We start from the raw sequence: 25,552 nt of genomic DNA on the forward strand, positions 1-25,552 counted from the left end.
GGAAGGCCGCCGATTTCTCAGGGCATTTCTCAGGGCGAGAGGCTGCGCAACACCAGGCTGGACAGTTGCGCCGGCGCTTCCTGCGCGGAATCGAAACTGTGCTGCAGCAGCAACGGATCGGTATAGGGGCGCACCACCAGATGGATCGCCGTGACCGCTTCATCGAGCGGCGTCTTGCGTTCGAAGTCGCCCGTTTGTCGGCCCTGCTGCACGATGTCGCGGATCATGTCCTTGACGTGGCTTTCATAGGTACGCGCCGACAGCCACCGTTCCGTGGCGGCCGATGCGGCGATGTCGTAAAGCTTTCGATCCCTGAAGAACAACCGCAGACTGGACTCCACGATGGCCTTGAACATGCGGCGCAGCTTCTCGGGCGGATGGTCCGCCCCGTCGATCGCGGCGCGCACCTCGCGCTCGATTTCCTGCAGACAGTTCGAGCAGATCATCTCGCCGATCGCCTGCTTGGACTCAAAGAACTTGTAGATATAGGCCTTGGAAAAACCGATGGCCTTGGCAAGGTCGGACACCGTCGTCTTCTCGTAGCCGTAGCGGCTGAAGTGTTCGGTGGCCGCGACCACGATCTGGTCGCGGATCGTATGGTCGGCGGGTCCGCGGGCGGAAACAACGGGGGTGCTGGAGGTCGTCATGACGCAAGCTTAACGCCCCGTGCAAATTCAAACAATGAGTGACCGTTTTGTACTATAGTCACTAACGCATCGTCGTGGGTTGTTGATCATCGGCCAAAGGTTGATGGGTGTTCCAACTCACGATCGAGCCCCGCTGCCACCTTGTCCTTGTTGTGCCTGGAACCTTATGCCCTCCCTTCCCCGCCTCGTCCTGCTGGTGTCCGCGGCGCTTGCCGGCACCGCCTGCTCCGTCGGTCCGACCTACGTTCCGCCGCCGGCCACGATGCCTCGGGCGTATCTGGGCCAGGCCGCCATCGAACGCCGCGCCGTCGACGACCGCATCGACCTTGCCACCTGGTGGAACGGCTTCAACGATCCCCTGCTGAGCCGATGGGTCGAGACCGCCCTGGCCAACAACCTGGACCTTGCCCAGGCAGCGGCACGCATCGTCCAGGCGCGGGCCGGACTGGGCGCCGCCAATGCGGCCTTGCTCCCTTCCGGAGCGATCGGCGGGCAAGCGGCCCGCGTGTACCAGTCGGTGGAGACGCCGCTGGGGCGCGTCCTGAACGCCAATCCCGGCTTCGACCGTCATGGCAGCAGCTACGAGCTGAATGCCAACGCCAGCTGGGAGCTGGATCTGTTCGGTGGTCTGCGGCATGGACGGGATGCGGCGCTGGCCGATTACCAGGCGTCCGAAGCGGGCGGCGTGGCCACGCGACTGGCGGTGGCGGCGCAGACGGCCGACCTGTACCTGCGCGTCCGCGGCCTGCAGGCCAGCCTGGCCATTGCCGGCCGGCAGGTCGCGTCGCAGCGATCGTTGCTGGATACCATCAACCAGTTGTTCGACAAGGGACTCGCGGCCGAACTGCAGGTGCGGCAGGTCGAAGGTCAGCTGGCGCAGGTGGAGGCATCGATACCGGTGCTGAACGCGGCGCTGGAGGCGACGATGAACGCGCTGGACGTGATGCTGGCCGCGCCGATCGGGACGCATCGGGCGGAGTTGGCGGCTGGCGGGATTGGCGAGGTCCGGGCTTTAGGCACGGTTGGCTCGGTTGGCTCGGTTGGCTCGGTTGGCTCGGTTGGCTCGGTTGGCTCGGTTGGCTCGGTTGGGGCAATCGGCGCGGCCGGATCGGTGGGCGCGGCCAGACCGGTCAGCGCAGCCGGCGCGATTCCCGCTGCGCCAAGCCTGGGCGTCACGGGCACGCCGGGCGACCTGCTCCGCCGCCGTCCCGACATTCTGATGGCCGAGCGCAGGCTGGCCGCGTCCAATGCGCGCATCGGCGCAGCGGTGGCCGAGTACTACCCGAAAATATCGCTCAGTGGGCTGATAGGTAGCGCGACATCCATTGCCAGCGGCAACCTGTTCAGCAGCGGCGCGAACCAGGCCGCCGGGGTGGTCGGCTTGCGGTGGCGGCTGTTCGACGTGGGGCGCATCGATGCGCAGATCCAGCAGGCCAAGGGGGAGGAAGCCGAAAGGCTGGCCGCCTACCGGCTGGCCGTGCTGCGAGCGACCGAAGATGTCGAAAACGCGATGACGTCGCTGATGAACCGGGAGACGCAGGCTGCCTTGTTGACCCGCAGCGTCGATGCACTGAGCCGGGCGCGGGATACGTCATGGCAGGCGTATCAGGGCGGCATTGTCAGCCTGATCGAAGTGCTGCAGGCCGACGACGCATTGTTGCGCGCGTCGATGGCCCGTGCCGACGCACAGACCGAGTCCGCCCGCGCCGCCGTCGCCGCCTTCAAGGCCCTGGGCGGCGGGTGGTCGCCAGCGGGGGATGTGGCTGCAACCGCGGTGGCTGCAACTCCGGTGGCTGCAACCGGTTTGGCTACAACCGGTTTGGCTGCGACCGATTTGGCTACAACCGGTTTGGCTACAACCGGTTTGGCTGCTGAACCTGCGACCGCTGCCAACACGGTCGTGACTCGTTAGTCGCATGGCAGCAGCCGTGCGCCCATATGCCGATCAGAAATACCCATTGCGCCACAGCCGCGGCGCAAAGAAGGGATAAGCAGGCGGCGTGAAGTCGCGTTCCTGGGCGGTCAGGTCCAGCGCCTCGGGCAGCATGCCGCGCAGCACGGACGCGACGGCAAAGGCCAGGACCAGCGCCATGAACATGCTGACCCATACGTTGCGCCGCGGCGGCCTCGCAGCCGCAGGGTTCGGCGCGGCGCTGGACGCCGTCCTTCCCTGTTGGGTCCACGCCACCGCACACGCCACCAGCACCACGATCCATAACTGGCTCATGGGCATCACGATCGAGCCGGACACAAAGGCATCGGCGATCGTCGCGGCCACACCGCCGGTCAGCACGGTCCGCAGCGCCTGGCCAGCCAAGTCGTCATCGGCCACGGCGCGCCCGCGTCGCCACATCGCCACGACGCCGCAAACCAGCGCGGCGGTCAGTGCAATGACGGCGGGAACGCCCCATTCGGCAGCGATCTGCAGCAGCCAATCATGCGGATGCGCATTGGCCTGCAATGCCATGGCCCGATGCGCAAAATGCAGCGGGCCTTCACCCAGCCAGGGATGCGACTGGATCATCGCCCCCGCCAACCGCCACAGGTCCAGCCGACCGGACGCCGGATCCACCAGGCTGCGTTCGGCCACCCCCTGCAACACGCCGAACGGCTTGAGACCGATGGCGAGCGGCAGCGCGACGTAGAGCAGCAGATAGGCAACGAGCCCGGCGGCCGCGCTGGTGACCAGCACGCGCACCCAAGGCCAGGCTTGCCGGCCATATCCCCCCAGCACGACCACGATGGCCACGCCTATCCCGAACACCGTGCCGCGGCCGCCCGTCACGAACAGCAGCATCCACCACACCGCCGTCATCCGCCACCACATGGCGCGATGCGCCCGGCCATCCGCCACCCCGGCCGCGGGCAGCGCCAGCCATGCCAGGAATGGCAGGCTGATGGTCTGCACGTGATTGAGGAAACGGTGGTTGTCATAGCCGGGCGACAGCATCAGTTGGGATGGCTGCACATGGCCGACGACGGCAATCAGGTAGTACGCCATCGCCAGAAAAATGTAGGCGACGCAGCCGTAGCCACACCACAACGCCATGCGCCGCATGCGCGCCGCAACCTGACCGGCATCGGCATCCGTCGACCATTCCGCGGCGATCGCCAGCGCCAGCATGACCAGCAAGGTCATCGATCCCCACTCGTAGAAGGCATGCCTTGGCGACAGCGCCTGCATGCCCGATACGACACCCAGCAACAGCCACACGCCCAGCGACGCCGCGCCGGCCTTGCCGGGCCAGATCATGGCTGCGCCGTGGCGGCGCTGACGCACAAGCACCGTCACGGCAGCAATCACCAGGACAAGGACCTGCATCAGGCGCTGGTTGTTGTGATACGACGCGTCGATCGTCCACGGAATGTGGAGGAAGGGACCGACGGCGAGCGCCAGGCAAGTCAGCGACGTCAGCAGGTATCGCGACGCAAGGGAAGTCAACATCATGAAGGGGGCAAGATTCCGGTCAGGACGATATCTTAGCGGCAGGGGTTGCAGCGGCTGATAGGGCAGCGGTCGGCGTTGCAGTGTCAGCCGCCGCGGTGCCAACCGCAGCACTGCCAGCCGCTGCGATGCCAGCCGCTGCAGTGCCAGCCGCCGCGACGCCAGCCGCTGCGGTGCCAGCCGCAGCACTGGCCAAGGCCTTGCGCTGCCCGTTGCCATACGCCCCCGGCGTCACGCCGGCCCACCGCGTAAATGCCCGCGCAAAGACCTTGTCCGACGTGAACCCAAGTTGACGAGCCACCTCGGACACGCGTTGTCCACCTTGCGCCAGGCGGTCAGCCGCCAGCGTCAGGCGATGCGTGGCCAGGTACTGGATCGGCGACACGTCGACCCGTTCCCGAAACCGCGCGGCAAACCGGGTGCGCGACATGCCGGCCTCGCGCGCCAGCGCATCCAGCGTCCACGAGCGGTCAGGCGCGCGGTGGATCGCCATCAGGACACGGGCAATCGACGGGTCGGTCAGCCCGCGCAGCCAGCCGGCGTGCTGCATGCCGGACTGGGCAAGATGGGCCCGCAGCACATGCACCAGCAGCAGGTCGGCCATCCGCGCCGCCGACAATTTCCAACCGGGTTGCTGCGCCAGGGTTTCATCGACCAGCGCCTGCATCATGGCCGCCAGCGGCCCGACACTGGGCGACGCGGCGTCAGCGACGTGAATGATCGGCGGCAACAAACGCATGACGGTGTCGCGGCCATAGGCGGACAGCCACAGGTGGGCCGAGAACAATTCGATGCGCGTATCGCCTTCGCCGGTGTCAAACACCAGCGGCGCATCGCCGTGTTCTCCTACCGCGTGCCGTGCAATCAAGGACGCAATGGGTTGCAAGGGCAACGCCGGGTCGGACGACACCGAATGCGCGGTGCCCAATGGCAGCAACACCAGGTCGCCCGGACCGATCCAGCGTGGCGCGTCGTCTGCCACCTGGATCCAGTATCCGCCGCCGGTCGACATGCGGATCAAGGCACCCTCGACGCCCAAGGACGCCAGCGCGAACGGACCGCGCAGGCCGAACCGCGCCGTCACGGCCCGGTCCGCCCGGCAATCGGCCAATACGTCGCTCAAACCATCCACCGCGACCCCTCTCCCCTATGTCAATGTCGTTGTCGACTGCATCGTTGTCGACCGCAACGTTGTCGACCGCAACGGTTGTAAGCCGCAACGGTGCGGATCGCAACCATTGATTCCGGCAACCATTGATTCCGGCAACCATTGCATCCGGCAACCATTGCACTCCACAACCATTGCATCCGCCAACCAGACCCCTCCGCAACCCTCCACGGCAGGTGCCGGGACGAAACGTGGGGTGTTTGGCCCGGCAAGCGGTTGCCGGACCGCGAACCGTCGAGAACAATAGCGGCTTCCTTCTTCCCACCTGACGACCCGCCATGACCGCCTCACCCACGCTTCATACAACCATTGTCGGCGGCGGCATTGCCGGATCCGCGCTCGCCATTGCCCTGGCCGCGGACGGGCACCGGGTCACCGTGATCGAAAAACAATCCGAATGGGCTTTCCAAAGCTCGGGCATCTTCATCTACAGCAACGGCCTGGTCGCGCTTGACCCGATCGGCGTGCTGCCCGAGATCCTGGCCGCAGGCTTCGTCGTGGAAGATGGCGAGAACCTCTATCTCGATCACCACGGCGACCCGATTGTCGACGTGTTCTACCCCGCCGCAGAGGGCGGCCGCATTCCGCCGGTCATCGGCATCAAGCGCGCCGAGATGCATCGGGTACTGGCGACCCGCATGCAGGCCTTGGGGGTGGAAGTGCGGCTGGGCACGACCGTCGAAGCGATCGACGACACCGCGGCAGAGCACGTCAAGGTGCATACCAGCGACGGCGCGACCATCAATTGTGACCTGGTCGTCGGTGCCGATGGCATCCGGTCGCGCGTCCGCGCCCTGCTTCTGGGCGCCATCGAACCGACCTACACCGGGTTTGGCGTCTGGCGCAGCATCCACCGGCGGCCGGCCGACGTCGTCAGCAAGCTGTTGATGATGGGGGTCGGCAAACGGTTCGGCGTCATGCCGATCTCGCACGACACCCTGTATGTCTATGCCACCAGCAACGAACCTGGCCGGCCCTGGTATGCCCCTGACACCTGGCATGCGCAGATGCGCGCCAAGTTCGACGAGTTCCAGGGACCGGCGCGGCGCTACCTGGAAGAGCTGTCTCCCGCCACGGAAACGCTCTACACGTCGGTCGAAGAAGTGCGCCTGCCCCTGCCCTGGCATCGTGGACGGGTGCAACTGATTGGCGACGCGGCGCATGCATCGACCCCCTTCATGGGACAAGGCGGCGCGATGGCGCTGGAAGACGCCGTGATCCTGGCCGAGATGTTCCGGAACCGGAGCGCCCACGCGCCATTGACGGACACCCTGCAGGCCTTTGGCGAACGCCGCTATCCCCGCTGCGCGTTCGTGCAGGACGTGTCGCGCAAGGTCGGCGAAGCCGGCGGACTGGAAAACGATGCCAGTTGCCTGGTGCGCAATGCGCGCATGAAGGCGGGCGCCCAGGCGGACGTCGATCGTTTCTACGCCCAGATGCTGGGACCGTTTTGAGTTGTGCCATGATGGACGCCTGCCATGACGGAGGCCTGCTCCATGCTACAGAATGACCTGCTCCCGCGACTGGCGGCCATGCCCGCCGACACGCCGCTGTCGGCCGCCCACGTCGCCGCGCTTCATCACGCCGGGCTTGCCCCGGATCCGTTGAGCACGCTCAAGGGCGTGCCAGCCGACCGGCTCGATGCCTGGCGTTTGCCCGCCGAAACGCACACGGTCCACGCCGCCGAGCCGCCGCCCCGCTACCGCCTGGGCGCGGTGCTGGCCGGACTGGCCGATGCAGCCCCGGGCGTCCACAGCGACAGCCCCTACGATGCGGCGCGGCTGCAAACGGCCTTTCCGCTGTTCACGTATGCGGATGGAGCTGAAGACGATTTCCTGACCTCGCTGCGCCATGCCGAGGACCCCGTCGACTTCCGCATCTTGCGCATCCCCGCACCGTTCGATCTTCCGGAAGACCCCCAGGCGCCCGACACTCAGGCTTTCCTGGACGCCCTGCGCCGCGATCCCGATGCCGCGGTGGCAGCGGCGCAGCGATTGCCGGCGCGCCTGCTCGAGACCTTCAACCCGGCCAACTGGCTGCTGGCCGAGATGGCCCGTCCGACCCTGCAGGCGGCCCATCTGCATCAGGTAGCCGAATCCATTTCGCTGCTGTCCGATGACGACCTGGGCCAGGGCGTGAACGCCTATGGCCATGCCGAAACCCTGCAGGGCGGGCTGGTCACCCGCCTTTCGTTTACCATGTCGCACCTCGTTGCCGGCCTGACCCAGTCCAGCCGATTCCTGGATGGCTCGTCGTCGGGCTACGCCGCCTTGGTGACGACACTCATCAAACTGGGCGCGGATTTTGCGCTCGACAACCACGCGGGGCAGAACGCGATGCAGGTCGCCGAGGCGGTCCGGCATCGCCATGTATCGAGCCCGTTCCTGAACCTGATCGACAAGTTCCTGCTGGTCCAGCAACTCGACGACATGCTGCTGCATGGCGACGACGAGAATGCCGACAAGATCTGATTTCTATAGTGAGCCTTTCATGACGACGACCCCCAACCCGCAAGACGGCGATGATCACACCGAAACCGAAGAAGAGCTTCAGGCGCTGTTCACGGCCGAAGCCCGCCGGCTGCTCAAGACACTGAATCAGCCTGCGTCCCTGCGGTCACGGCACGAAGATATCGTGGCCGGCCTGCAGGATACGCACCCCGACATCTATGAAAAGTGGATGGCATCGACCGACACCTATGGCGAAGCCGCACGCTTCCTGTTCCCCTTTCTGACCGACCCCGATGTCGAGATGACCGACGAGCAGGCCGATCACTATCAGAAGCTGTATGAAGACGCCGTGCAATACGGCAAGGCGCTGGCTGACGCAGTCAAGGCCAAGTCGTAATTGGCCGGCGTGCCCCACTGTTGGGCACGCGACTTGCTGATGTGACAGACTCACGGCGCCGGCACCGGCGCCGACTTGACTGCCTCACCGCACGTAGCGCTCTAAGGAACCCTGACGAATGACGCGAAACAAGAAAATTGCCGCGGGAGTCGTTGGCACGTTGGTCCTGCTGATCGTGATCCTCGTGATCGTGATCGCCACCTTCGACTGGAATCGGCTCAAGCCGACCATCAATGAAAAAGTGTCCGACGCCATCGGCCGTCAGTTCGCCATCAATGGCGACTTGAGCGTGCGCTGGGCCCGGGATGCCGATACGACCGGATGGCGCGGATGGATTCCGTGGCCGCACGTCACCGCCAACGACATCACCGTCGCCAATACGGATTGGGGCAAGGCGCCTCAATTCGCCAGCCTGCAGCGGGGTGAATTCAGCCTGTCCCCCCTGCCCTTGCTGGCGCACCGCGTCGTCATCCGTCACGTCCAGTTGACCAAGCCATCGGCCGACCTTCAACGGCTGGCCGACGGCCGCGCCAATTGGGATTTCAAGATGAAGGAAGACGAGGACGACAAGCCCTCGTCATGGGTCATCGACCTGAACGAAATCGCCTTCGATACCGGCCGCGTGGCTTTCGTAGACGAAACGCTCAAGGCCGATCTGGAAGTCGCCATCGATCCGCTGGGCAAGCCGATTCCGTTTGCCGAACTGGCCGGCGAAGCCGCCGCCAATGACGCGCGCGCCATCAGCAAGGCGGACCTGCGCGACTACGTCTTCGGTTGGGCGGTCAAGGGCAAATACAACGCGCAGTCGCTGAGCGGTGACGGCAAGATCGGCGGCATGCTGGCCTTGCGCGAATCCGACGTGCCCTTCCCCCTGCAGGCGAACGTCAAGGTCGGCGACACCCGTGGGTCGGTGGTCGGCACCTTTACCGACCCCATGCATCTGGGCAAGCTCGACGTCAAGCTGAAGCTTTCCGGCGCCAGCATGGCGGACCTGTTTCCGCTGATTGGCGTGGCCTTGCCTGACACCCCGCCGTATTCGACCGACGGTCGCCTGGTTGCCGAAATCAGCCGACCCGAAGGCGGTCACTTTGAATACCGCGGCTTCAACGGCAAGGTCGGCGAGAGCGATATCCACGGCGAGATCTCGTTCGACAAGATCACGCCCCGCCCCAAGCTGGCAGGTCGTCTTACGTCGAACCTGCTTCGTCTGGAAGACCTTGGTCCGCTGGTCGGCGTGCAATCGGGCGGCGCCAAGAAGCCTGATGACAGCGCCACCAAACAACCCGCCAACAAGGCCTTGCCGGTGCAGGAATTCCGCACGGAACGCTGGGCCGACATGGACGCCGACGTGACCTTGGCCGCCAAACGCATCGTGCATAGCGCCAAGTTGCCGATTTCGGATCTGGATGTGCATGCCGTGCTGGATGCGGGCAAGCTGACGCTGGACCCGCTGAACTTCGGCATGGCCGGCGGCACCATGCGATCGACCATTGCATTGGACGGTTCGAAGACACCCATGCAAGGACGCGTCAAGATCGGCGCCCGCAAACTGCAGCTCAAGCAGCTGTTTGCCGATGCCAAGACGATGGAAAAGAGCCTGGGCGAAATGAATGGCGATGCGGCGATTACCGGTACCGGCAACTCGGTCGCAACGCTGCTCGGAACGTCCAACGGTGAAGTCAAACTGCTGATCAACGATGGGGTCATCAGCCAGAGCCTGATGGAAATCGCGGGCTTGAACGTAGGCAACTATGTGGTCAGCAAGCTGTTTGGCGACGACGAAGTCAACATCAATTGCGCGGCGTCCGACATTGCGATCAAGAACGGTCTGGCCACGCCCAACATGTTTGTCTTCGACACCGAGAACGCCATCATCAACGTGACGGGTGAGACCAACTTCAAGACCGAAGCCATGGACCTGGACATTACGCCCAAGAGCAAGGGCTTCCGGATCTTCTCGCTGCGTTCGCCCTTGTATGTGCGCGGGACCTTCAAGGATCCGAAGCCCGGCGTTCACGTAGGTCCGCTGGCCGCTCGCGCCGCCGGGATGGTCGCACTTGGCGTGATTGCCGCACCGGCTGCCGGCCTGCTGGCCCTGATCGCCCCCAGCGCGGGTGAAGACGACAGCAAGTGCAGCGCGATGCTGCGTCAGATGCAAGGTGCTCCGCAAGCGCCGGCGCCCAAAGGCCGGTAAGCACACGGCCCGCGCGTTGGCGGGCCGTTAAATGCACGTCCGGCCCGCGATGTTTGCGGGCCGTTTTCTATTTCACTTCCGGGTATTGCCCCTGCTTGAGCAGCTTGGCCAAGTGGACGCAGTTGTTGACCAGCACTTCCATGGCGCCCTGCGTTTTATCCGGTGTCTTCGGAAGATCCTTGAAATCGACGGCCTGCATCGCTTCGCCCACCCAGTACGCGGTCGCTGATGCCGGGATCGTGTAGCCCACATCATTCAAGGCCTGAAAGAGTTCGGCCGCGACATGGTGCGCACCGTCTTCGTTGCCCACCACCGCCACGGCGGCCACACGGCCGAAGGTCAGCATGCGGCCACCTTCATCCTTGTCGCTCAGCATGGCATCCAGGCGTTCAAGCACGCGCTGGCATTCGCTGGACGGATGCCCCAGCCAGATCGGCGTGCCCAATAACAGGATGTCGGCTTCAAGGACCTTGTCCCGCAGCGCGGGCCAGTCATCGTCTTCGCCCTCGTCGGCCGTGACGCCGGGTTTGATCGTGTAGTCGACGGCCCGGATGATTTCTCCAGGCGCGCCGGCCTGGTTGAACAATTCCATGGTGCGCGACAACAGCAGCCCGCACGACGAATCATTCGGTGATGGTTTGAGCGTGCAGTTGATGGCCAGTGTAGTGAGCGACATGACATTCCCCTGTGAGTGGCAATGCCGTCAAGCTCAGCAAGCGGCGTTCCGCCGCGCCATGCGCTCCTGGTACAGGAACCACACAAAGGCCGCCGTTTGCAGGATCGCGACGCCGCCCAGCGTCAGCATGAAGGCGTGCGGGCGCGACAGGCCCGTTTCGCGCAGCAGATCGACCACCAGTCCGACCGACCACTGCGCAATGAAGGCGCCCACGAACACGAACATGTTGTAGAGCGTCACCAGGCGGCCTGCGGCCTCCTTGGGGAATTGCATGGCCAGCGCGGGCTGCATGAGCATGATCGGGGCAACGCCCACGCCCACCACCAGCCAGAGCACCCAGGCGCCGCGCAGGGGCAACAGCGCGATCAGGAAGATGGCCGAGATGCAGATCACATAGCCGACCAGGGCGATCGGCGTCAGCCCGAAGCGGCGCTGCAGCGGTGGACTGAGCACGCTCATTCCGACGTAGCCGGTCATCATTGCGACCATGGACCAGAGCAATGCGGTCGCGCTGTCGCTGGCGCTCATGCCAAGCACGTCCGTCATCCAGGGGCCGGCCCACAGCGTCTGCAAGGCGATGATGCTGCCCTGCCCGACCGCCGCCAGCGGCATGGCGCGCAGGATCACGGGATGCCGCAACAGGCGGCGCAGCGATACGTCTTCGGGGGCCTGGCCCGCCGGCAGCCGCTGCACGTCGGCATCGGGCACGAAACGCCACAGCAGCGCCGCAATCACGGCGAGCGAGATGCCGGACGCCAGGTGCACGCTGCGCCAGCCCCAGGCCGCTGCCAGCGCGGCGGCCGGCGTCGTAAAGAACACGGCCCCGCCTGTGCCGGCCACCAATATCCACAAGGCCAGTTGCGGCTGGCGGTCCGCCGGATAGCACCGGCGGAAATACGAGAACGGCGCCATCAGGCTGGCGGCCACGCCACATCCGATCAACGCACGCCCCAGCGAGGTCAGCGCAAAGCCATCCGCGGTGACCAGCACGAAGGATCCGATGGCGGCCACCAGCAGCAGGCTGGATTCGACCCGCCGCGCGCCGTACCGGTCCAGCCATACGCCAAGCGGCGCCTGCATGACGGCCAGCGACACGAAAAAGGCTGACGAGAGCCAGCCCAGTTGGGACGTGTTGAGCTTCAGATCCTGCGTGATGTAGGGCGCCAGCACGGCATTGACTGATCGCAAGCCGTAGGAACAGAAATAGGCGATCGCGAAGCAGGCAAAGATGAAGATGGACTGGCGCCGGGTGAGCCCGGCGCTATTGTTATCTGAGGGAGGCATAACGAGATTATGCCAATGTTCAGCCCCCCTGGGCGCTTCGCGCCCCCCCCCCAGGGGCGGCACTGGCGGACTGGCAAAGCCAGATCCGCTGTGCCCTTGGTTGCGGCGTCTTGGGTCGGGCGGCGCTTCCTGATCAACCGATCAAGGGGAACTCGTCGAACTTGATGGGGGCGCGGGCGGGGTAGCGGGTGTCGAAGGCGTAGCTGCTGATGGTGCCGGCCTTGGAATCGAACACGCTGTAGGCCGTGATGTCGTTGCTCGACAGGAACGGGACGTTGCCGGTGCCGGCCAGTTCGGCCATGACGTTGCGCAGGTTGGGCGCGACGATGGGGCGGCCGTGGGGATCGCCGTCCAGGGGATAGTCCGCCTGGTTCCAGGTCAGCGTCGTATGCGGCTGCGTGGCCGACAAGGCCGGGATGGCCGTGCGCTTGGGCGCCAGGCCCGCTACATAGGCGCCATACGTGTTGCCGACGTTGGACGTCTCGATATAGTTGAGATTGCCAACTTTCGAACGGCACCACAGGTGCGAGTGGCCGACGTGGACCAGTTGCACACCGGCTGCGACCAGCAGCGGTTCGATGTCCGTCTTCCAGACGTCTTCGGCCAGCGGATAATCGTATTTGACGTAGCGCATGCGCTTGGCCGCGATGATGGGCTGGATGTCCGAGGCCCAGGTGGCGGCGCTGATCGGCAAGGCAAGCGGGCCCAGGATGCGGCGCTGGCCGTTGGTGTCTTCGTAGTCGAAGCTGACCTTGGTCTGGGCCATGGTCGGGATCGCGTTGTCGCCCAAACCGAATACCGACTGGTGCACCATCACGATCTTGTATTTGGCCGACTTGAACTCGGCGCTATCGAGCACGCCCTGCAGCCACGTGTATTGGCGCGAGCCTTTGCCGAACGGCCAGAACTGGAAGTCGCCAAAGCCCCAGGCGTCGGGATTGTTGACATCCGCAAGCGTTTCGCTCAGCTTGCCCTTGCTGTTGGCGCCCCAGCCGCGCCAGATGCGGTTGCCATCCATGGCGATCACATGCACGTCGCCCAGACGCTGCGAGTAGTAACGCTTGCCATCCGGCCCTTCGGGCAGCGTGAACATCTCTTCGTACGAAATCGTCTCGAAGGAATTGTCGGCGATCCAGGTCGCACGGACCTTGGGGTCGTTGGTCGGGTTGATCGTCGCGGCCTGCTGCGCATAGCGCATCTCGGCATACCAGAGCGGCTGCGGGTCATTGAACATGGTGCCCAGGTCGTTGGTCTGGGGACGCCACCGGCCCGAATACTCGTGATTGCCCAGGATAGGCATGATCCACGCGTTCTGCAGCAGCGCGCCGCCGGTGTACGTGGATGTCGGCTGCCACTTGGTCATCGTGCCTTGCATCGCGGCAAAGAATGGCGGCGCATCGGGTACGTTGTTGTCGAACCATTCCGACGCGCGGTTAGGCACGTTGACCAGATCGCCGGCAAACAGCACGCCGTCGATCGGGGCCAGCGTCTCGGCCACGCGCTCGTAATTGGCCGCGGCCATCTTCTTCAGTTGCAGGTCGGACGTCAGCAACAGGCGTGTGGTCTGGCCCACGGCCGGCAGCGCCTGCAGGGTGTTGTCGTCGCTGCGCATGGCTTTCGTGCCATCGCTGCTGACCGCGACATAGGGCACCCGCACGCCTGCGGTCAGGCCTGTCACGGTGGCTTCATGGCGCCAGATGTCGCGCTCGGTCACGCCGGTGTACGTGCGGCCGGTGACCTTGGACGTCTTGTCCTCATACATGCGGGACATCTTGCGCGAGGTGGCAGGAACGGCGCGGTCCAGCGACGCGCCGTAGCGGACCTGGTGGTCCTTGCCTTCGAATTCGGTGAACCACACGACACGTACCGTATCGGCCGTGGGCAACTGCAGCATGGGTTCGGACAGCACAAGGCGGTCGCTGCTGAAACGCGTGGTGGGCAACGGAGCCAGTGGCGTGGTGGGCGGCGTGGTCGGGTTGGTGCCAACGGCATCATCGTCGCCACCCCCGCACGCAGCCAGCGCCCCCGATCCGGCGAGCGCGGCGGCGATCACACTGACTTTCTTTCCAAACGTCCTGCGGTCCATGCGTCATCCTTTCGTGAGTGATGACGCACTTTATTGACCTTGGCTTTCAGCAAAATGACAGCTTACACATTGCCGAACGCTATTCGGATTTGAGGTTCAATTTCTTGATCAAGGGGCCCCAGCGTTTGAGTTCATCGTCCATGTAGCTGCGGAATGCCGCGGGCGATTCTCCGACCGGGTCCATGTACACGGCCTGCAGGCGGCTGCGCACGGTGGGGTCTTGCAGGGCAGCGATAAGCGCGTCCGACAAGGTCTTCTGGATCGCCGCGGGCACTTTGGAGCCGACGACAAAACCTATCCAGGCAGACCCTTCGATCCCGGGCACGCCCACTTCCGCCAGGGTCGGAATGTCGGGCAGCAAGGCCGACCGGCGCGATGACGTGACCGCCAGGGCCTTCAGGCGCCCTTCCTTCACCATCGGCATGACGGCAACGGGCGGCAGTGCGCCGAACTGCGTGTCCCCGGCGACCAGCGACGTCAACGCCGCGGGCGACGAGGGATACGGAACGTGGGTGGCGCTGCTGCCGATCTGCTGCAGCATCAGTTCGACCGACAAATGCGACACGGTGCCCGCCCCCGTCGACGGGAAGTTTGACTTGCCCGGCTGCTTCTTCAGCATCTCCAGCAACTGCGCGATGTTGGCGATGCCGGAATCGCTGCGCACCACCAGCACATTGGGTTGATGCACGGCCAGCGTCAGTGGCGACAGGTCCTTGACCGGGTCATAGGGCAGCTTGTCAAACAGCAACGTGTTGTTGACGAGCGGGCCGGTGATCGACACACCAAAGGTATAGCCGTCGGGCTTGGCCGTGGCGATGGCATTGGTGCCGATGTTGCCGCTGGCGCCGGGTTTGTTTTCCACGACGATGGTCTGGCCGAGCAGCGCGCCTGCCTTCTCGCCAACGATGCGCGCTACCTGATCGGGACTCGATCCCGGACCGAAGGGCACCACCAGCTTCAAGGGCTGCGACGGAAAGGCATCGGCCGCCAGGACGGGCAGCGCGGCCCCGCTCAAAGCCATCGCCATCAAGGACGCGCCAAGCGTCAGCACGGTACGGCGCCGGGCAGCCGGCTCCCGGGCGCTGGCCAGGTGGTGGACAGATGCAACGATCGGACGCCGGCTCATGCTGCGTCTCCGACCTGGACCATTTTCTCGAAATAGCGCTGCTCGTTCGCAATGAATGCGGCAACCATCGCGCGGTAGGTAGCGTCGACCACTTCGTCCAGATGCGCAAAGCCGCGATCGTGACGCTGCGCCAGCGCGCGCGCCTTGGCGAACACCTCTTCCTGGCGCGCCGGGGCCGACACCTGGAAGGCGTCGCGCTTGAAGCGCGCGGCATCCTTCACGTACATGGCGCGCTGCGCGATCAGCGCAACGATCTGGTCGTCGAGGGCGTCGATGTTCTGCCGGACATCCGCCAGCGTCTTGCACAAAGGTTGATAGGCCGGATCCGCATAGGCGCGGACCGGCCCGGACTGGGTCGAAGGTTCTTGCATGGTGTCTCCATGGGCAGGGAATGTCTGTGCATTCCTCTTGGTTAGCGAGGTAAGAAAGTTCAGAACGTATAGGTCGCCCCGCCGCCCACCATCCAATTGCGGCCGGGCGCCGGCTCGAAGTACCGTCCATTGGACTCGTTGACGATCACCGACCCAGCGTAGCGGCGGTCGAACAGATTGTCCACTCGGGCAGACAGGTTCAGCCGCCAGGGGCCGGCGCTGGTCACATAGCCCGCGGCCAGGGCCGCCACCATGTACGACGGCGATGCGTCGGTGTTGCGATCGTCAACGAACACCTTGCTCAGGTAGCGCCCTTCGACCGTGGCGCGAAAGCCTTTGGGCGGCACCCATCCTACCGATGCAAAGGCCGACTGGCGCGCCACGCCGGGCATGCGCGCCCCGGACGTGATGGCCGGCGTGGCGCACGGCGCCACCGCGCACACCGTGTCACGATATTGCGCATCGAGCCAGGTGTAGGCCACCTGGGCACGCCATTGATCGTAAAAGTAGCCGTCCCATCCCAGCTCGACACCCTGCCGCCGCGTACGGCCGGCGTTCTGGAACGTGGCGCGACCATTGTTGTTGGACGCCGTCACGATTTCGTCGTCGGTCGTGGTGCGGAACAGCGCGGCCGTCAACAGACCGCCAGCCACCGTCGACTTCGCGCCGACTTCGACCGTGGTGTTGGTGGCCGGTTGCAGCGCGAAGTTGAGCCCCGGCGTCTGGTCAGGCCGGTACGACAACTCGTTGAGCGTGGGGGTCTCAAACCCCCGCCCCGCGGTCGCATACAGGTTCAATGTGTCGGTGGCCGCATACCGCAAGGACGCCACAGGCAAGGCCTTGCGAAAGCGCGTGCTGCCGCTGTCATTGCCGTTGACGCCGACGATGTAGTTGTCGTCCGACTTGAACCGGATGGTGCTGTACCGCAGCCCGCCTTCCAGTGTCCACTTGTCCAGGAATTGCCACGACGCCTGCACGTACGGATCCAGATTGCTGACGGTGTTGTCTTCGTCGCGACGCAGCGCGCCCATGACACCGACCACCTGCTGCGCGCCCGTTCCCGTGAAGTTGTTGTAGCCCTTGCGGCGCTCGGCCAGCGAATCGTAGGCCAGGCCTGCGATCAGCACGACCGGGCGGCCGCCCATCGTGCGGCGATGCGTCCAGCGCACGTCGGCCCCGCCGTAGTCGCGATCCAGATCGATCACACCGCCGGCCTGCGTCGGGTTGAGCTGGGCCGCAGGCGGGATCGATTGATATTGCGTCGTCGACCGCGACCCGTAATACAGCATGGCGCGAAAGTCGTTGTCAGCATCGATGCGGCGTTCGTACAGCAGGCCGCCCTGCGTCTGCGACACCGTCTTGCGGGTGTTGTACTGCTGCGCCAGCGCCGCGGACCCAGGTGACGTGTCGAACTGGCCGCGCGTCAGGCCCAGCGGATCCTGCGCGGTCAGATCGACGCTGTTCAGCGTCATCGTCAGGGTGCTGTCGTCATCGAGCCGCCAGCCCAGCCGCGCGTTTGCCAGATTCTTGCGGGCTGCGCTGTGATCGCGATAACCCTCGGTCGTCATGCGGTTCACGTCGAGCACGTAGTCGAACTGGCCGGCGCGACCTGCCGTACCGACTTCGCCAGTCGCCTTCAGCCCGTAGCGCCAGGTGCCATAGCTGCCTGCCGAAAACGACGCGCCCAGCGTGGGCGGTCCCTTGCCGTCCTGCGTGAACACCTGCATCACGCCGCCTGACGAATTGCCGTACAGGGCCGAGAACGGCCCGCGCAGGATCTCGACCCGGTCCGCCGACGAAATGTCGATGTTCGATGTCTGGCCCTGCCCGTCGGGCAAGGTGGCCGGAATGCCGTCCACGTACACCCGCAGTCCGCGAATGCCGAACGTCGACCGCGCACCAAAACCGCGGATCGAGATCTGCAGGTCTTGCGCGTAGTTCTGGCGGTTCTGGATCTGCAGCCCGGGCACCGCGCCCAGGCTTTCCGACAGGTTGATCTGCGGGCGCATGTCGCGCATGGTCTCGCCATCGACCACGCTGGCGGACGCGGGAACATCCTTCAACAAGGCCTCGGTGCGCGACGTCGTCACCACCACGGGAGCCAACACGGCAGGCGCATCGGCGGCCTGCAGGGATGGCGCCACCGCCACCCCGAAACACATCACGGGCAAGGCGATCCCTGCCCGAACCTTCGTCGTAGTCACTCTTGATTACCTGATCTCTTGATTACCCGATCATGCGCCGTGTTCGGCAAGGGCCTTCTGGTAGGCAGGACGGCTTTCGAGGCGGTCCACATACGCCGTCACATTGGGCCACTTGTCTTTGCCATAGAACTGCAGCGCAAGCTGCACCACAAAGGACAGCTGCACGTCGGCGGCGGAAAAGTCATCGCCGGCAATGTAGTCGCGCTTGCCCAGCTCATCATTGATGAAGCCGATGTGATTGTCGATTTCGCTTTCGATGCGCGGATGCAGGGGCGCGCCGGCTTCCTTCAGGCGGCCCACATACAGCTTGAGCATGACCGGCAACATGGCCGATCCTTCCGCATACTGAAGAAACTGCATGTAGCGGTCGTAATCGTCGCTGTCGATCGCCGGCGCCAGGCGGCCGGCGCCGTAGCGGCGGACCAGGTAGTCGATGATGGCGCCAGACTCAAACAGCACACGGCCGCCATCACGAATCACCGGGGCCTTGCCCAGCGGGCTGATCGCTTTCAGTTCGGGGGGTGCGAGCCGCGTGGCCGGATCGCGGTCGTAGCTGATCACGGTATAGGGCTGGCCCAGCTCTTCAAGCAGCCAGGTGATCCGGCGCGAGCGGGACTCTTTCAGATGGTGAACTTCAATCATGGGGCACTTCCTTCAAGGCAATACAGGGGCGCAGGGCCGGCAGGCGCTATCCTCGCACGGCCATCGCCCCTGACGGCGCAACCAGGTGTAAAACCCGGGCGCCGGCCCCTGGCCCTTCCTGCAGCCCTCACCCCGCGCTGCGGCACGCCTCCAGCACATCCAGCGACGGCCGATAGGTGGCGCTGCGCACGTCCATCAGGCCCAATACCGTGTGATACATCACGTCGTGCGTCACGGGCTGGCCCAGGCCCTGCGCCACGCATTCGGCCCGCACCGCGGTCCGAGCCGCCAGGCCACCGTTCAGCCACGCGATCATGGCCGCGTGCTTCTGCTCATCGGGTGCGAACACATAGGGCATGCCATGCAGGTACAGGCCGTTTTCGCCCAGCGATTCGCCATGGTCGCTGACATACAGCATGCCGGTGTCGAAGTGCGCCGATTGACCGCGCAACCAGACAATGGTGTCGGCCAGCATGGCATCGGTGGCCACGATGCTGTTGTCAAAGGCATTGACCAACTCGTCATGGGTACAGGCCGACAGCGTCACGTTCCGGCATTCCGGCAGGAAGTGCTTGGACGACGGACCCGACCGGTGGCTGTACGCCGGACCATGGCTGCCCATCTGGTGGAGAACGACCACCACCCCGCGGGCGCGCCGTTCGGCAGGCAGCGCGGCGATACGGGCATCCAGCCCATTCAGCAGGAAGTCATCCAGGCATTCGTCGGCATTGCAGGTGGTCGATGCCGTTGGCACCCGCGCGCATACGCCCTTGCAGCCCGACTGATTGTCGACCCAGAGCACCGCCAGGCCCGAGGCCGACAGCACATCAAGCAGATTTTCAGTGTCGTTCTTGCGTGCCTCGAAGCCTGTCTTGCCCAGCGGCGAGAACATGCAGGGCACGGATGCCGCCGTGCTGGTGCCGCAGGATTGCAGATGGGTCCAGCTCAGCACGCCGGCTTGCGCCAGCCGCGGATTGGTCAGGCGGCCATACCCGTTCAGGCTGAAATGGTCGCCCCGAGCCGTCTCGCCGACCACCAGCACGAACAGGGGTGGCCGCGCATTGCCCACGTACGTCGGCCCCAAGGCCGCGTCGCCGCTCACGATGGCGAGCGGCCCCTTGCTGCGCACGGAGTCGGACGCCTGCTTGATCGTCGAATACAGGCTGGACAGCGGATTGACCGTGTAACGCAGTTCGACGTTGTTGCGCATCAACGGGCCGAGCACACGAAAGCCAAGCAGCCCTGCCGCCAGTCCCACCGTCAGCGCGGCCACCAGCAGCACGGCGTTGCGCCAGGCATGGGTCCACGCATGGGCGGGTGCGATGCGCACACGCCACAACGCCCAGGCCGCCGGCCCCGCCACCAGCAGCACGTCCACCACCAGGCGGGCGCTCAGCATGTCGCGCGCTTCATGCATGTCGGTTTGCATGACGTTCACCATCATCGTGGGATCCATCACCACGTGGTAGGCCAGCATGTAGTGCTGCGCGAACCCTGCGATCAGCACGACCGCGAACCAGAGCGGCTTCATGCCGCGCGGCCACGCGGTCAGCGCCAGCATGGCCGCGGTTGCGCCCCCGACCAGCACGGCCATGGCCGCCAGGGCCTGCAAGGCTGCCCCCCCGGTACCGCTCAGGCGCGAAATGCTCAGCCACAGGGTCCAGTTGGAGGACACCATCAACCATAGGGTCAACCACAGCACGATCCGCCGGGGCGACCGGGGCGCCGTCAAGGCATCATCGACGCGGCGCGCGGTAGCATGCGCAGCGGCGCGCAGGCCGGACAGGGGCAAGGCAAGTGGAAGGGACGACGGCATGACGGGCTCAAGGGAACACAACCCGATGCATTCTCCGGAAGCGGTGTCGAATTTTGGCTCATCCAGATTCGACACAAATTCGACATGTGCGATCGGCCTGCCCCTGCGCGCCGGGATTATGATCAGCAGGCCTGCTTTTTTCCGGTTGCCGCCATGCCCCGCTTTCTTCGTGATTCCGCCCTGACCGATGCCGAGGCCCAACGCCTTGCCACCAGCCCCGCCTTCCCGTGGGCCGACTTCCGCCAGATGCTGACGGACGATGCCTTTGCCGAACTCAACGCCACCTTTCCGCCGCTGACCGCGTTCGAGCGCCACGACGGTCTGGTGCGCAGCCATGGCCAGCGCCCGCACGATCGCTATTACCTGGCGTACGAAACGTCGATCTACCACCGGCAGGGCAAAGGGGATTACGGCTTGACCGGCGACACGGGCAACACCACGCACGATCGCCTGCCGGACGTCTGGCAGGCATTCATTGAAGAGTTGAAAACGGACGAAACCTACCGCCGCTTCATCGTGAAGGCGCTGGGCACCGACCGCATCGTCACGCGGTTCGCCTGGCATGTCGGAACGACCGGGTCCGAGGTGTCACCGCATCTGGACGCGCGCGACAAGGTCGGCACGCACATCTTCTACTTCAATACGAAGGAAGACTGGCGCGAAGAATGGGGGGGCAGCATCCTGGCCCTGGACGGCAAGCAGGTGCCCGCCATGAATCCCGACTTCGGGGATTTCCGGGGCGAGGTCGCGATGGACATTCGCGACAACCGCAGCTTCCTGTTCAAGAACACCGCGGATGCCTGGCACGGCGTTCGTGCGCTGACCTGTCCGGCCAATAGTTATCGCAGGCTGTTCAATGTGGTGTTCGAGACGCCCGACAAGCGACGCGGCGGGGTGCGCGGGCTGCTGGATCGCGTGTTGCGCTGACACGCCGGCTGCGTGCCGGCGGCACGGGCCATGACGACGTCCACCGCCGGGTAATGATCGGCAGGCAAGGCGCCCACCCCGACCACCGCCGCCAGCCACAAGGCATCGTCCATCCCGGCATGTTCCTGCGGGCCGAGCGCCAGCCGGAACCGGTGCTGCTCCGTGACGTCGGCAAGCGCCGCGCGCCCGGCACGGGTCACCCGCCGCCGCGCCGGCTTCAACATCAGATAGGCGGTGGCAGCCAGCGGCAGACTGGCCGCGGCCTGCGCGGTCCAGCCGGCCAGGCCCACGACCGTGCCGCCACCTGAAGGCGCCGCGGCGCCCGTCCAGATGCTGGCCATCCAGCCCAGCGACATCCAGGCAATCCCGACAGCAAACAGACCGAGCAAGCCGACCAGCGCCCACCGCAACGCGCGCTGCGTCGCCAGGTCGGGCGGAGGGCGACGGTCCAGCAGGCCCGCGGCCTTCAACGTGGCATCGCAGTCGGCCGTCGCGTGTTCAAGGAAGGGAATGTCATGCAGCACGGTGCCCAGGGTATGCGGCACGCTGTAGCGGTCCAGCACGCGGCGTTCCAGCGGCCGCAGCCCGAAGGCGTCGATGCGGCGGGCGCGCACCAGCATGGGTCCGGACTGGATCAGCGCGCCGCGTTCAAGCAGAACGAAGATGGCCGTGCGAACGGCGTCGGCCGCGCCCCCGCGCAGGTAGGCGACCGAATACGGATCGCGCAGGACCGGCAGGGTAAGGGGCGACGACCCCAAGGAAGACGGGGTTTGGACAGCGGGGTGCAGGACAGATTGGGCAGGCATGGGGCGGCTCCCGAGAGCGGGCAATAAGGGCAACCGCACACCGCGACTTACCCGACCCTTGCAGCGTAAACCGCATGCCTACGCCCGCCCATCCTGCATCCGGCTTTGGGCCGTCCATCGAACAGCCTCATCCGAAAGCGGTGGCCCGCCCCATCACAACGCCGGCACGGCGATCGTGATGGACTTCAGATCCGTGTAGCTCAGGATTTCTTCCAGTCCTTCTTCGCGGCCGACGCCGCTGTTCTTGAAGCCGCCATACGGCACGCCGGTGTAGTGCGGGCCGACGCAATTGATCCACACGTAGCCCACGCGCAGCCGGCGCGCGAACGCCATGGCCTTGCTGACGTCGGTGGCGACGACGGACGCGGTCAGCCCCAGCGACGAGGCGGCATCCATCTTCAGCACGTCGTCGGGAGTGGACCAGCGCACCACGCTCAGCACCGGTCCGAAGATTTCTTCGGTCGCCAGGGCGCTGCCCGGATCGACGTCGCTGAACAGCGTCGGCGCGACCCAATATCCCTTGGCAAAGGCGCTGCCCGCGGGCCGCTCGCCGCCCACGCGCAGCCGGGCGCCCTGCTGCGTGCCCTTGTCGATCGCGGCCATGACCTTGCCGTGATGCGCGGCGCTGATCAGCGGACCCATGCCCGACCCGCTTTCAAACGGATCACCCACGTTGATTGTTTTCATGCGGGCCACGATGCGTTCCAGCACCGCATCGTGGATCGACTCGTGCAGCATCAGGCAGCTGGTCGACCCGCAGGACTGGCCCTGCCATTCGAAGTTCATGCCGGCCACGGCCAGCGCCGCGGCCTTGTCCAGATCCGCATCGGGCAGCACGACCATCATGTTCTTGCCGCCCAGCTCCAGCGTGATGTGCTTGATGGCCACCTCGGCCGCCGACCGCTGGATCGCCCTGGCCGTGCCCACCGATCCGATGAAGCCCAGCCGCTTCACGCGGGGATCCCGCACCAGCGCATCACCCGTCTGCGCGCCGCTGCCGTGCATGATGTTGACCACCCCGGGCGGCAGCACGTCACGGCAGATCTCGGCAAAGATGCCGCCCGACAGCGGCGCCTGATCCGGGCTCTTCAGCACCATCGCATTGCCGGCGATCAACGGCGCGCCAACCCGCGACGCCAGAAAATAGAAGGGATGATTGAAGGCCACGATGCGGCCGACGGTGCCAAACGGTTCGCGCTCCGACAGGTGCATATGGTTGGGCGTGGCCGGATAGGTATGGCCTGTCATGGCGTGACCCAGGCCGGCATAGAACTCGATGCGCGAGGCGGCACGTTCCACATCGCCAAGCATGGCGCGGTACAGGTTGCCGGTGTCGCGCGTTTCGGTGCGGGCGATCTCTTCCTTGCGGTCGCGGATGCGCGCAGCCAGCGTGCGCATCACCTCGGCGCGGCGGTCCACGCCCAGCGCGTGCCATGCCGGCCAGGCCGCCTCGCCCGCCTTGACCGCGTCCGCGACATCGGTGGCGGTGGCATGCGCGGCTCGGCCCAGCAGCGACTCATCGGACGGATTCACCGAGTCCATCTCGGCGCCGTCCGAGGCACCCACCAGCTCACCATTGATCAGCAATTTTGCCGTCGGGAATGTCATGCGTTTCTCCTCAGTGGGGACGAAGGCGTCGTGCCTTCGGGAAGCCAGGGCGCCAGCGGCGCGCGGCCGCGGATCAGGTCCGCCGCTTTTTCGGCGATCATCGTCACCGTCGCGTTGATATTGCCACCGATCAGGTCGGGCATGACCGACGCGTCCACGACGCGCAGGCCCTGCACGCCACGCACGCGCAACTGCGCATCGACCACCGCGTCCGGATCGTCCGGGGCGCCCATGCGGCAGGTGCCGCAAGGATGGTGGACCGTGATGGCCGTCTTGCGGATGTGCGCGTTCAGCGCGTCGTCGTCCAGGCAGCCGGGGCCCGGCATGCGTTCTTCGCCCACGAAGGCCTGCAGGGAAGGCTGGGCCATGATCCGGCGCACCGACCGGATGCCCGCGCGCAGGCTGGCCCACTCATTGTCGTGCGACAGGAAGTTCTGGTGGACGACGGCCAGGTCCTCGGGCGCGGCGCTGGCCAGCGTTACCTGCCCGCGGCTTTCCGGATGCAGCGCCACCACCCGCACCGCAAAGCCGTCGTCGAACGGCGCGCGCCACGGACGCAGCCAGGGCTGCGCATGGAACGGCGCGGCGGCCAGCAGATACTGCACATCGGGTCCTTCCAGGCCGAGCCGCGTGGCTTCATAGCCTGCTGCACCCCCCGGCACGTTGGTCGCCGCGCCATCACCGAACAACCAGGCGCGCGCCAGGTCGCTCACCACACGATCGGCGCGCATGCGATCCGGAAACGGTCCGGCCGCCTTGCGTGAAAAGCTCAGCAGCACGGCGATGTGGTCCTGCAGATTGCGGCCGACGCCTTGCAGCGCCGTGTGCGTGTCGATGCCATGCGGCGCCATCTGCGCCGGATCGCCGATCCCTGACAGCATCAGCAATTGCGGCGTGTTGATCACGCCGCCTGCCAGCAGCACTTCGCGCCGCGCCTGCGCAACATGGTGCTTGCCATGACGAACGTAGGCCACCCCTGTCGCACGGTCGCCCGTCAACTCGATGCGGGTGGCCAGCGCATGCGTGCGCACGGTCAGCCCCCGGCGCTTCATCGCGGGCCGCAGGTAGGCCACGGCATTGCTGCAACGCCGGCCGTCGCGGATGGTGACTTGCGAGCGCCCGAAGCCGGAGAGCACCTCGCCATTCAGATCGTCGCGCAGCGTATGTCCCGCTTCGCCCGCCGCGGCCAGATACGAAGAGATCAAAGGATCCTGGTAGGTCGAATAGCGGGTGGTGATGGGCCCGCCTTTGCCGCGCCATGAGCTGGCCGGGCCTTGCCAGTCTTCCAGTTGCAGGAAGTACGGCAGCGTGTGCGCCGCGTCCCAGTCAGGCAGCCCATACCGCGAGGCCCACCGGTCGAAGTCGCTGCGATGGCCGCGCACATAGGCCAGGGCGTTGATGGACGACGACCCGCCGATCACCTTGCCGCGTGCGCATTCGATGCGGCGGCCGGCCGTCTCGTCCTGCGCCTCGCTCGCGTAGCCCCAGTCGTGCGAACGCTTCTGCAGCATCCGGCCCAGGCCCAGGGGAATATGAATCAAGGGGTCGTTGTCCCATCCCCCGGCTTCGAGCAACAGCACCGTCACGCCGTCGTCCTGCGTCAACCGGTTGGCAAGCACGCAACCTGCCGACCCACCGCCCACGATCACGTAATCGTAGGTCGTCACGCCGGGCGCGGACAGCGTGGCCGATGTCCCCATGCGGG

19 protein-coding genes and 1 pseudogene are annotated in these 25,552 nt (G+C 65.6%); 6 read left to right on the forward strand and 14 right to left on the reverse strand.

Annotated elements, in window-relative coordinates; all coding sequences use genetic code 11:
- Nucleotides 1-29: 29 nt before the first annotated feature.
- Nucleotides 30-647, reverse strand: coding sequence for a TetR/AcrR family transcriptional regulator (locus tag HD883_RS07430; protein ID WP_179586838.1), 618 nt, complete (start codon nt 645-647; stop codon nt 30-32).
- A 166-nt stretch (nt 648-813) separates the two neighbouring features.
- Here HD883_RS07430 and HD883_RS07435 point away from each other — a divergent pair.
- Nucleotides 814-2,421: pseudogene (locus tag HD883_RS07435) on the forward strand (TolC family protein); the annotation flags it as partial.
- Nucleotides 2,422-2,592: 171 nt separating this feature from the next.
- Here the strand turns inward: HD883_RS07435 and HD883_RS07440 are convergent.
- Both HD883_RS07440 and HD883_RS07445 read right to left on the reverse strand, forming a co-directional pair.
- On the reverse strand, nt 2,593-4,095 hold the full coding sequence (locus tag HD883_RS07440; RefSeq protein WP_179586834.1) for an O-antigen ligase family protein: 1,503 nt from the start codon (nt 4,093-4,095) through the stop codon (nt 2,593-2,595).
- Between the two features lie 19 nt (nt 4,096-4,114).
- Complete coding sequence (locus HD883_RS07445; protein ID WP_257022029.1) at nt 4,115-5,215, reverse strand: AraC family transcriptional regulator; 1,101 nt, start codon at nt 5,213-5,215, stop codon at nt 4,115-4,117.
- 323 nt (nt 5,216-5,538) lie between these two features.
- Here HD883_RS07445 and HD883_RS07450 point away from each other — a divergent pair, with 323 nt between their 5' ends.
- The 4 genes from HD883_RS07450 (at nt 5,539) to HD883_RS07465 (ending at nt 10,301) form a co-directional block, all read left to right on the forward strand.
- Nucleotides 5,539-6,714: an FAD-dependent oxidoreductase gene (locus HD883_RS07450; RefSeq protein WP_179586832.1), complete on the forward strand. Its 1,176-nt coding sequence runs from the start codon at nt 5,539-5,541 to the stop codon at nt 6,712-6,714.
- Nucleotides 6,715-6,756: 42 nt separating this feature from the next.
- On the forward strand, nt 6,757-7,731 hold the full coding sequence (locus HD883_RS07455; RefSeq protein WP_179586830.1) for a hypothetical protein: 975 nt from the start codon (nt 6,757-6,759) through the stop codon (nt 7,729-7,731).
- A 19-nt stretch (nt 7,732-7,750) separates the two neighbouring features.
- The gene (locus tag HD883_RS07460; protein WP_179586828.1) at nt 7,751-8,107 is read left to right on the forward strand and encodes a hypothetical protein; all 357 of its coding nucleotides are present in this window, start codon (nt 7,751-7,753) and stop codon (nt 8,105-8,107) included.
- Nucleotides 8,108-8,225: 118 nt separating this feature from the next.
- Complete coding sequence (locus HD883_RS07465) at nt 8,226-10,301, forward strand: AsmA family protein (protein ID WP_179586826.1); 2,076 nt, start codon at nt 8,226-8,228, stop codon at nt 10,299-10,301.
- 67 nt (nt 10,302-10,368) lie between these two features.
- On the opposite strand, the gene HD883_RS07470 is transcribed toward HD883_RS07465, so the two are convergent.
- From HD883_RS07470 to HD883_RS07505, 8 genes are all read right to left on the reverse strand, one after another.
- The gene (locus tag HD883_RS07470; RefSeq protein ID WP_179586824.1) at nt 10,369-10,977 is read right to left on the reverse strand and encodes a flavodoxin family protein; all 609 of its coding nucleotides are present in this window, start codon (nt 10,975-10,977) and stop codon (nt 10,369-10,371) included.
- A 33-nt stretch (nt 10,978-11,010) separates the two neighbouring features.
- Nucleotides 11,011-12,261: an MFS transporter gene (locus HD883_RS07475; protein WP_179586822.1), complete on the reverse strand. Its 1,251-nt coding sequence runs from the start codon at nt 12,259-12,261 to the stop codon at nt 11,011-11,013.
- 133 nt (nt 12,262-12,394) lie between these two features.
- On the reverse strand, nt 12,395-14,347 hold the full coding sequence (locus HD883_RS07480; RefSeq protein WP_179586820.1) for a fibronectin type III domain-containing protein: 1,953 nt from the start codon (nt 14,345-14,347) through the stop codon (nt 12,395-12,397).
- A 79-nt stretch (nt 14,348-14,426) separates the two neighbouring features.
- Nucleotides 14,427-15,374 carry a Bug family tripartite tricarboxylate transporter substrate binding protein gene (locus HD883_RS07485; RefSeq protein WP_257022438.1) on the reverse strand — a complete coding sequence of 316 codons (948 nt, stop codon included), beginning with the start codon at nt 15,372-15,374 and terminating at the stop codon, nt 14,427-14,429.
- Between the two features lie 95 nt (nt 15,375-15,469).
- On the reverse strand, nt 15,470-15,844 hold the full coding sequence (locus tag HD883_RS07490) for a chorismate mutase (RefSeq protein ID WP_179586817.1): 375 nt from the start codon (nt 15,842-15,844) through the stop codon (nt 15,470-15,472).
- A gap of 59 nt (nt 15,845-15,903) precedes the next feature.
- A complete protein-coding gene (locus HD883_RS07495; RefSeq protein WP_179588689.1) occupies nt 15,904-18,006 on the reverse strand; it encodes a TonB-dependent receptor family protein in 2,103 nt (700 codons plus the stop codon).
- Nucleotides 18,007-18,078: 72 nt separating this feature from the next.
- The gene (locus HD883_RS07500; protein WP_179586815.1) at nt 18,079-18,690 is read right to left on the reverse strand and encodes a glutathione S-transferase family protein; all 612 of its coding nucleotides are present in this window, start codon (nt 18,688-18,690) and stop codon (nt 18,079-18,081) included.
- 127 nt (nt 18,691-18,817) lie between these two features.
- Nucleotides 18,818-20,506 carry a phosphoethanolamine transferase gene (locus HD883_RS07505; protein WP_257022030.1) on the reverse strand — a complete coding sequence of 563 codons (1,689 nt, stop codon included), beginning with the start codon at nt 20,504-20,506 and terminating at the stop codon, nt 18,818-18,820.
- Nucleotides 20,507-20,659: 153 nt separating this feature from the next.
- Here HD883_RS07505 and HD883_RS07510 point away from each other — a divergent pair, with 153 nt between their 5' ends.
- Nucleotides 20,660-21,433 carry a 2OG-Fe(II) oxygenase gene (locus HD883_RS07510; RefSeq protein WP_179586813.1) on the forward strand — a complete coding sequence of 258 codons (774 nt, stop codon included), beginning with the start codon at nt 20,660-20,662 and terminating at the stop codon, nt 21,431-21,433.
- On the opposite strand, the gene HD883_RS07515 is transcribed toward HD883_RS07510, so the two are convergent.
- The 3 genes from HD883_RS07515 to HD883_RS07525 form a co-directional block, all read right to left on the reverse strand.
- Nucleotides 21,346-22,239: a TIGR04222 domain-containing membrane protein gene (locus tag HD883_RS07515; RefSeq protein WP_179586811.1), complete on the reverse strand. Its 894-nt coding sequence runs from the start codon at nt 22,237-22,239 to the stop codon at nt 21,346-21,348. The two genes, HD883_RS07510 and HD883_RS07515, sit on opposite strands and share 88 nt — an antisense overlap.
- Before the next feature lie 153 nt (nt 22,240-22,392).
- A complete protein-coding gene (locus HD883_RS07520; protein WP_179586809.1) occupies nt 22,393-23,847 on the reverse strand; it encodes an aldehyde dehydrogenase family protein in 1,455 nt (484 codons plus the stop codon).
- Nucleotides 23,844-25,547 (reverse strand): GMC family oxidoreductase, encoded by a 1,704-nt coding sequence (locus HD883_RS07525; RefSeq protein ID WP_179586807.1) that lies wholly within the window; start codon nt 25,545-25,547, stop codon nt 23,844-23,846. Before HD883_RS07525 ends, HD883_RS07520 begins: the two co-directional genes overlap by 4 nt.
- Nucleotides 25,548-25,552 lie beyond the last annotated feature (5 nt).

Origin of the sequence: Pigmentiphaga litoralis (assembly GCF_013408655.1) — a bacterium.
Lineage (GTDB): Bacteria > Pseudomonadota > Gammaproteobacteria > Burkholderiales > Burkholderiaceae_B > Pigmentiphaga > Pigmentiphaga litoralis_A.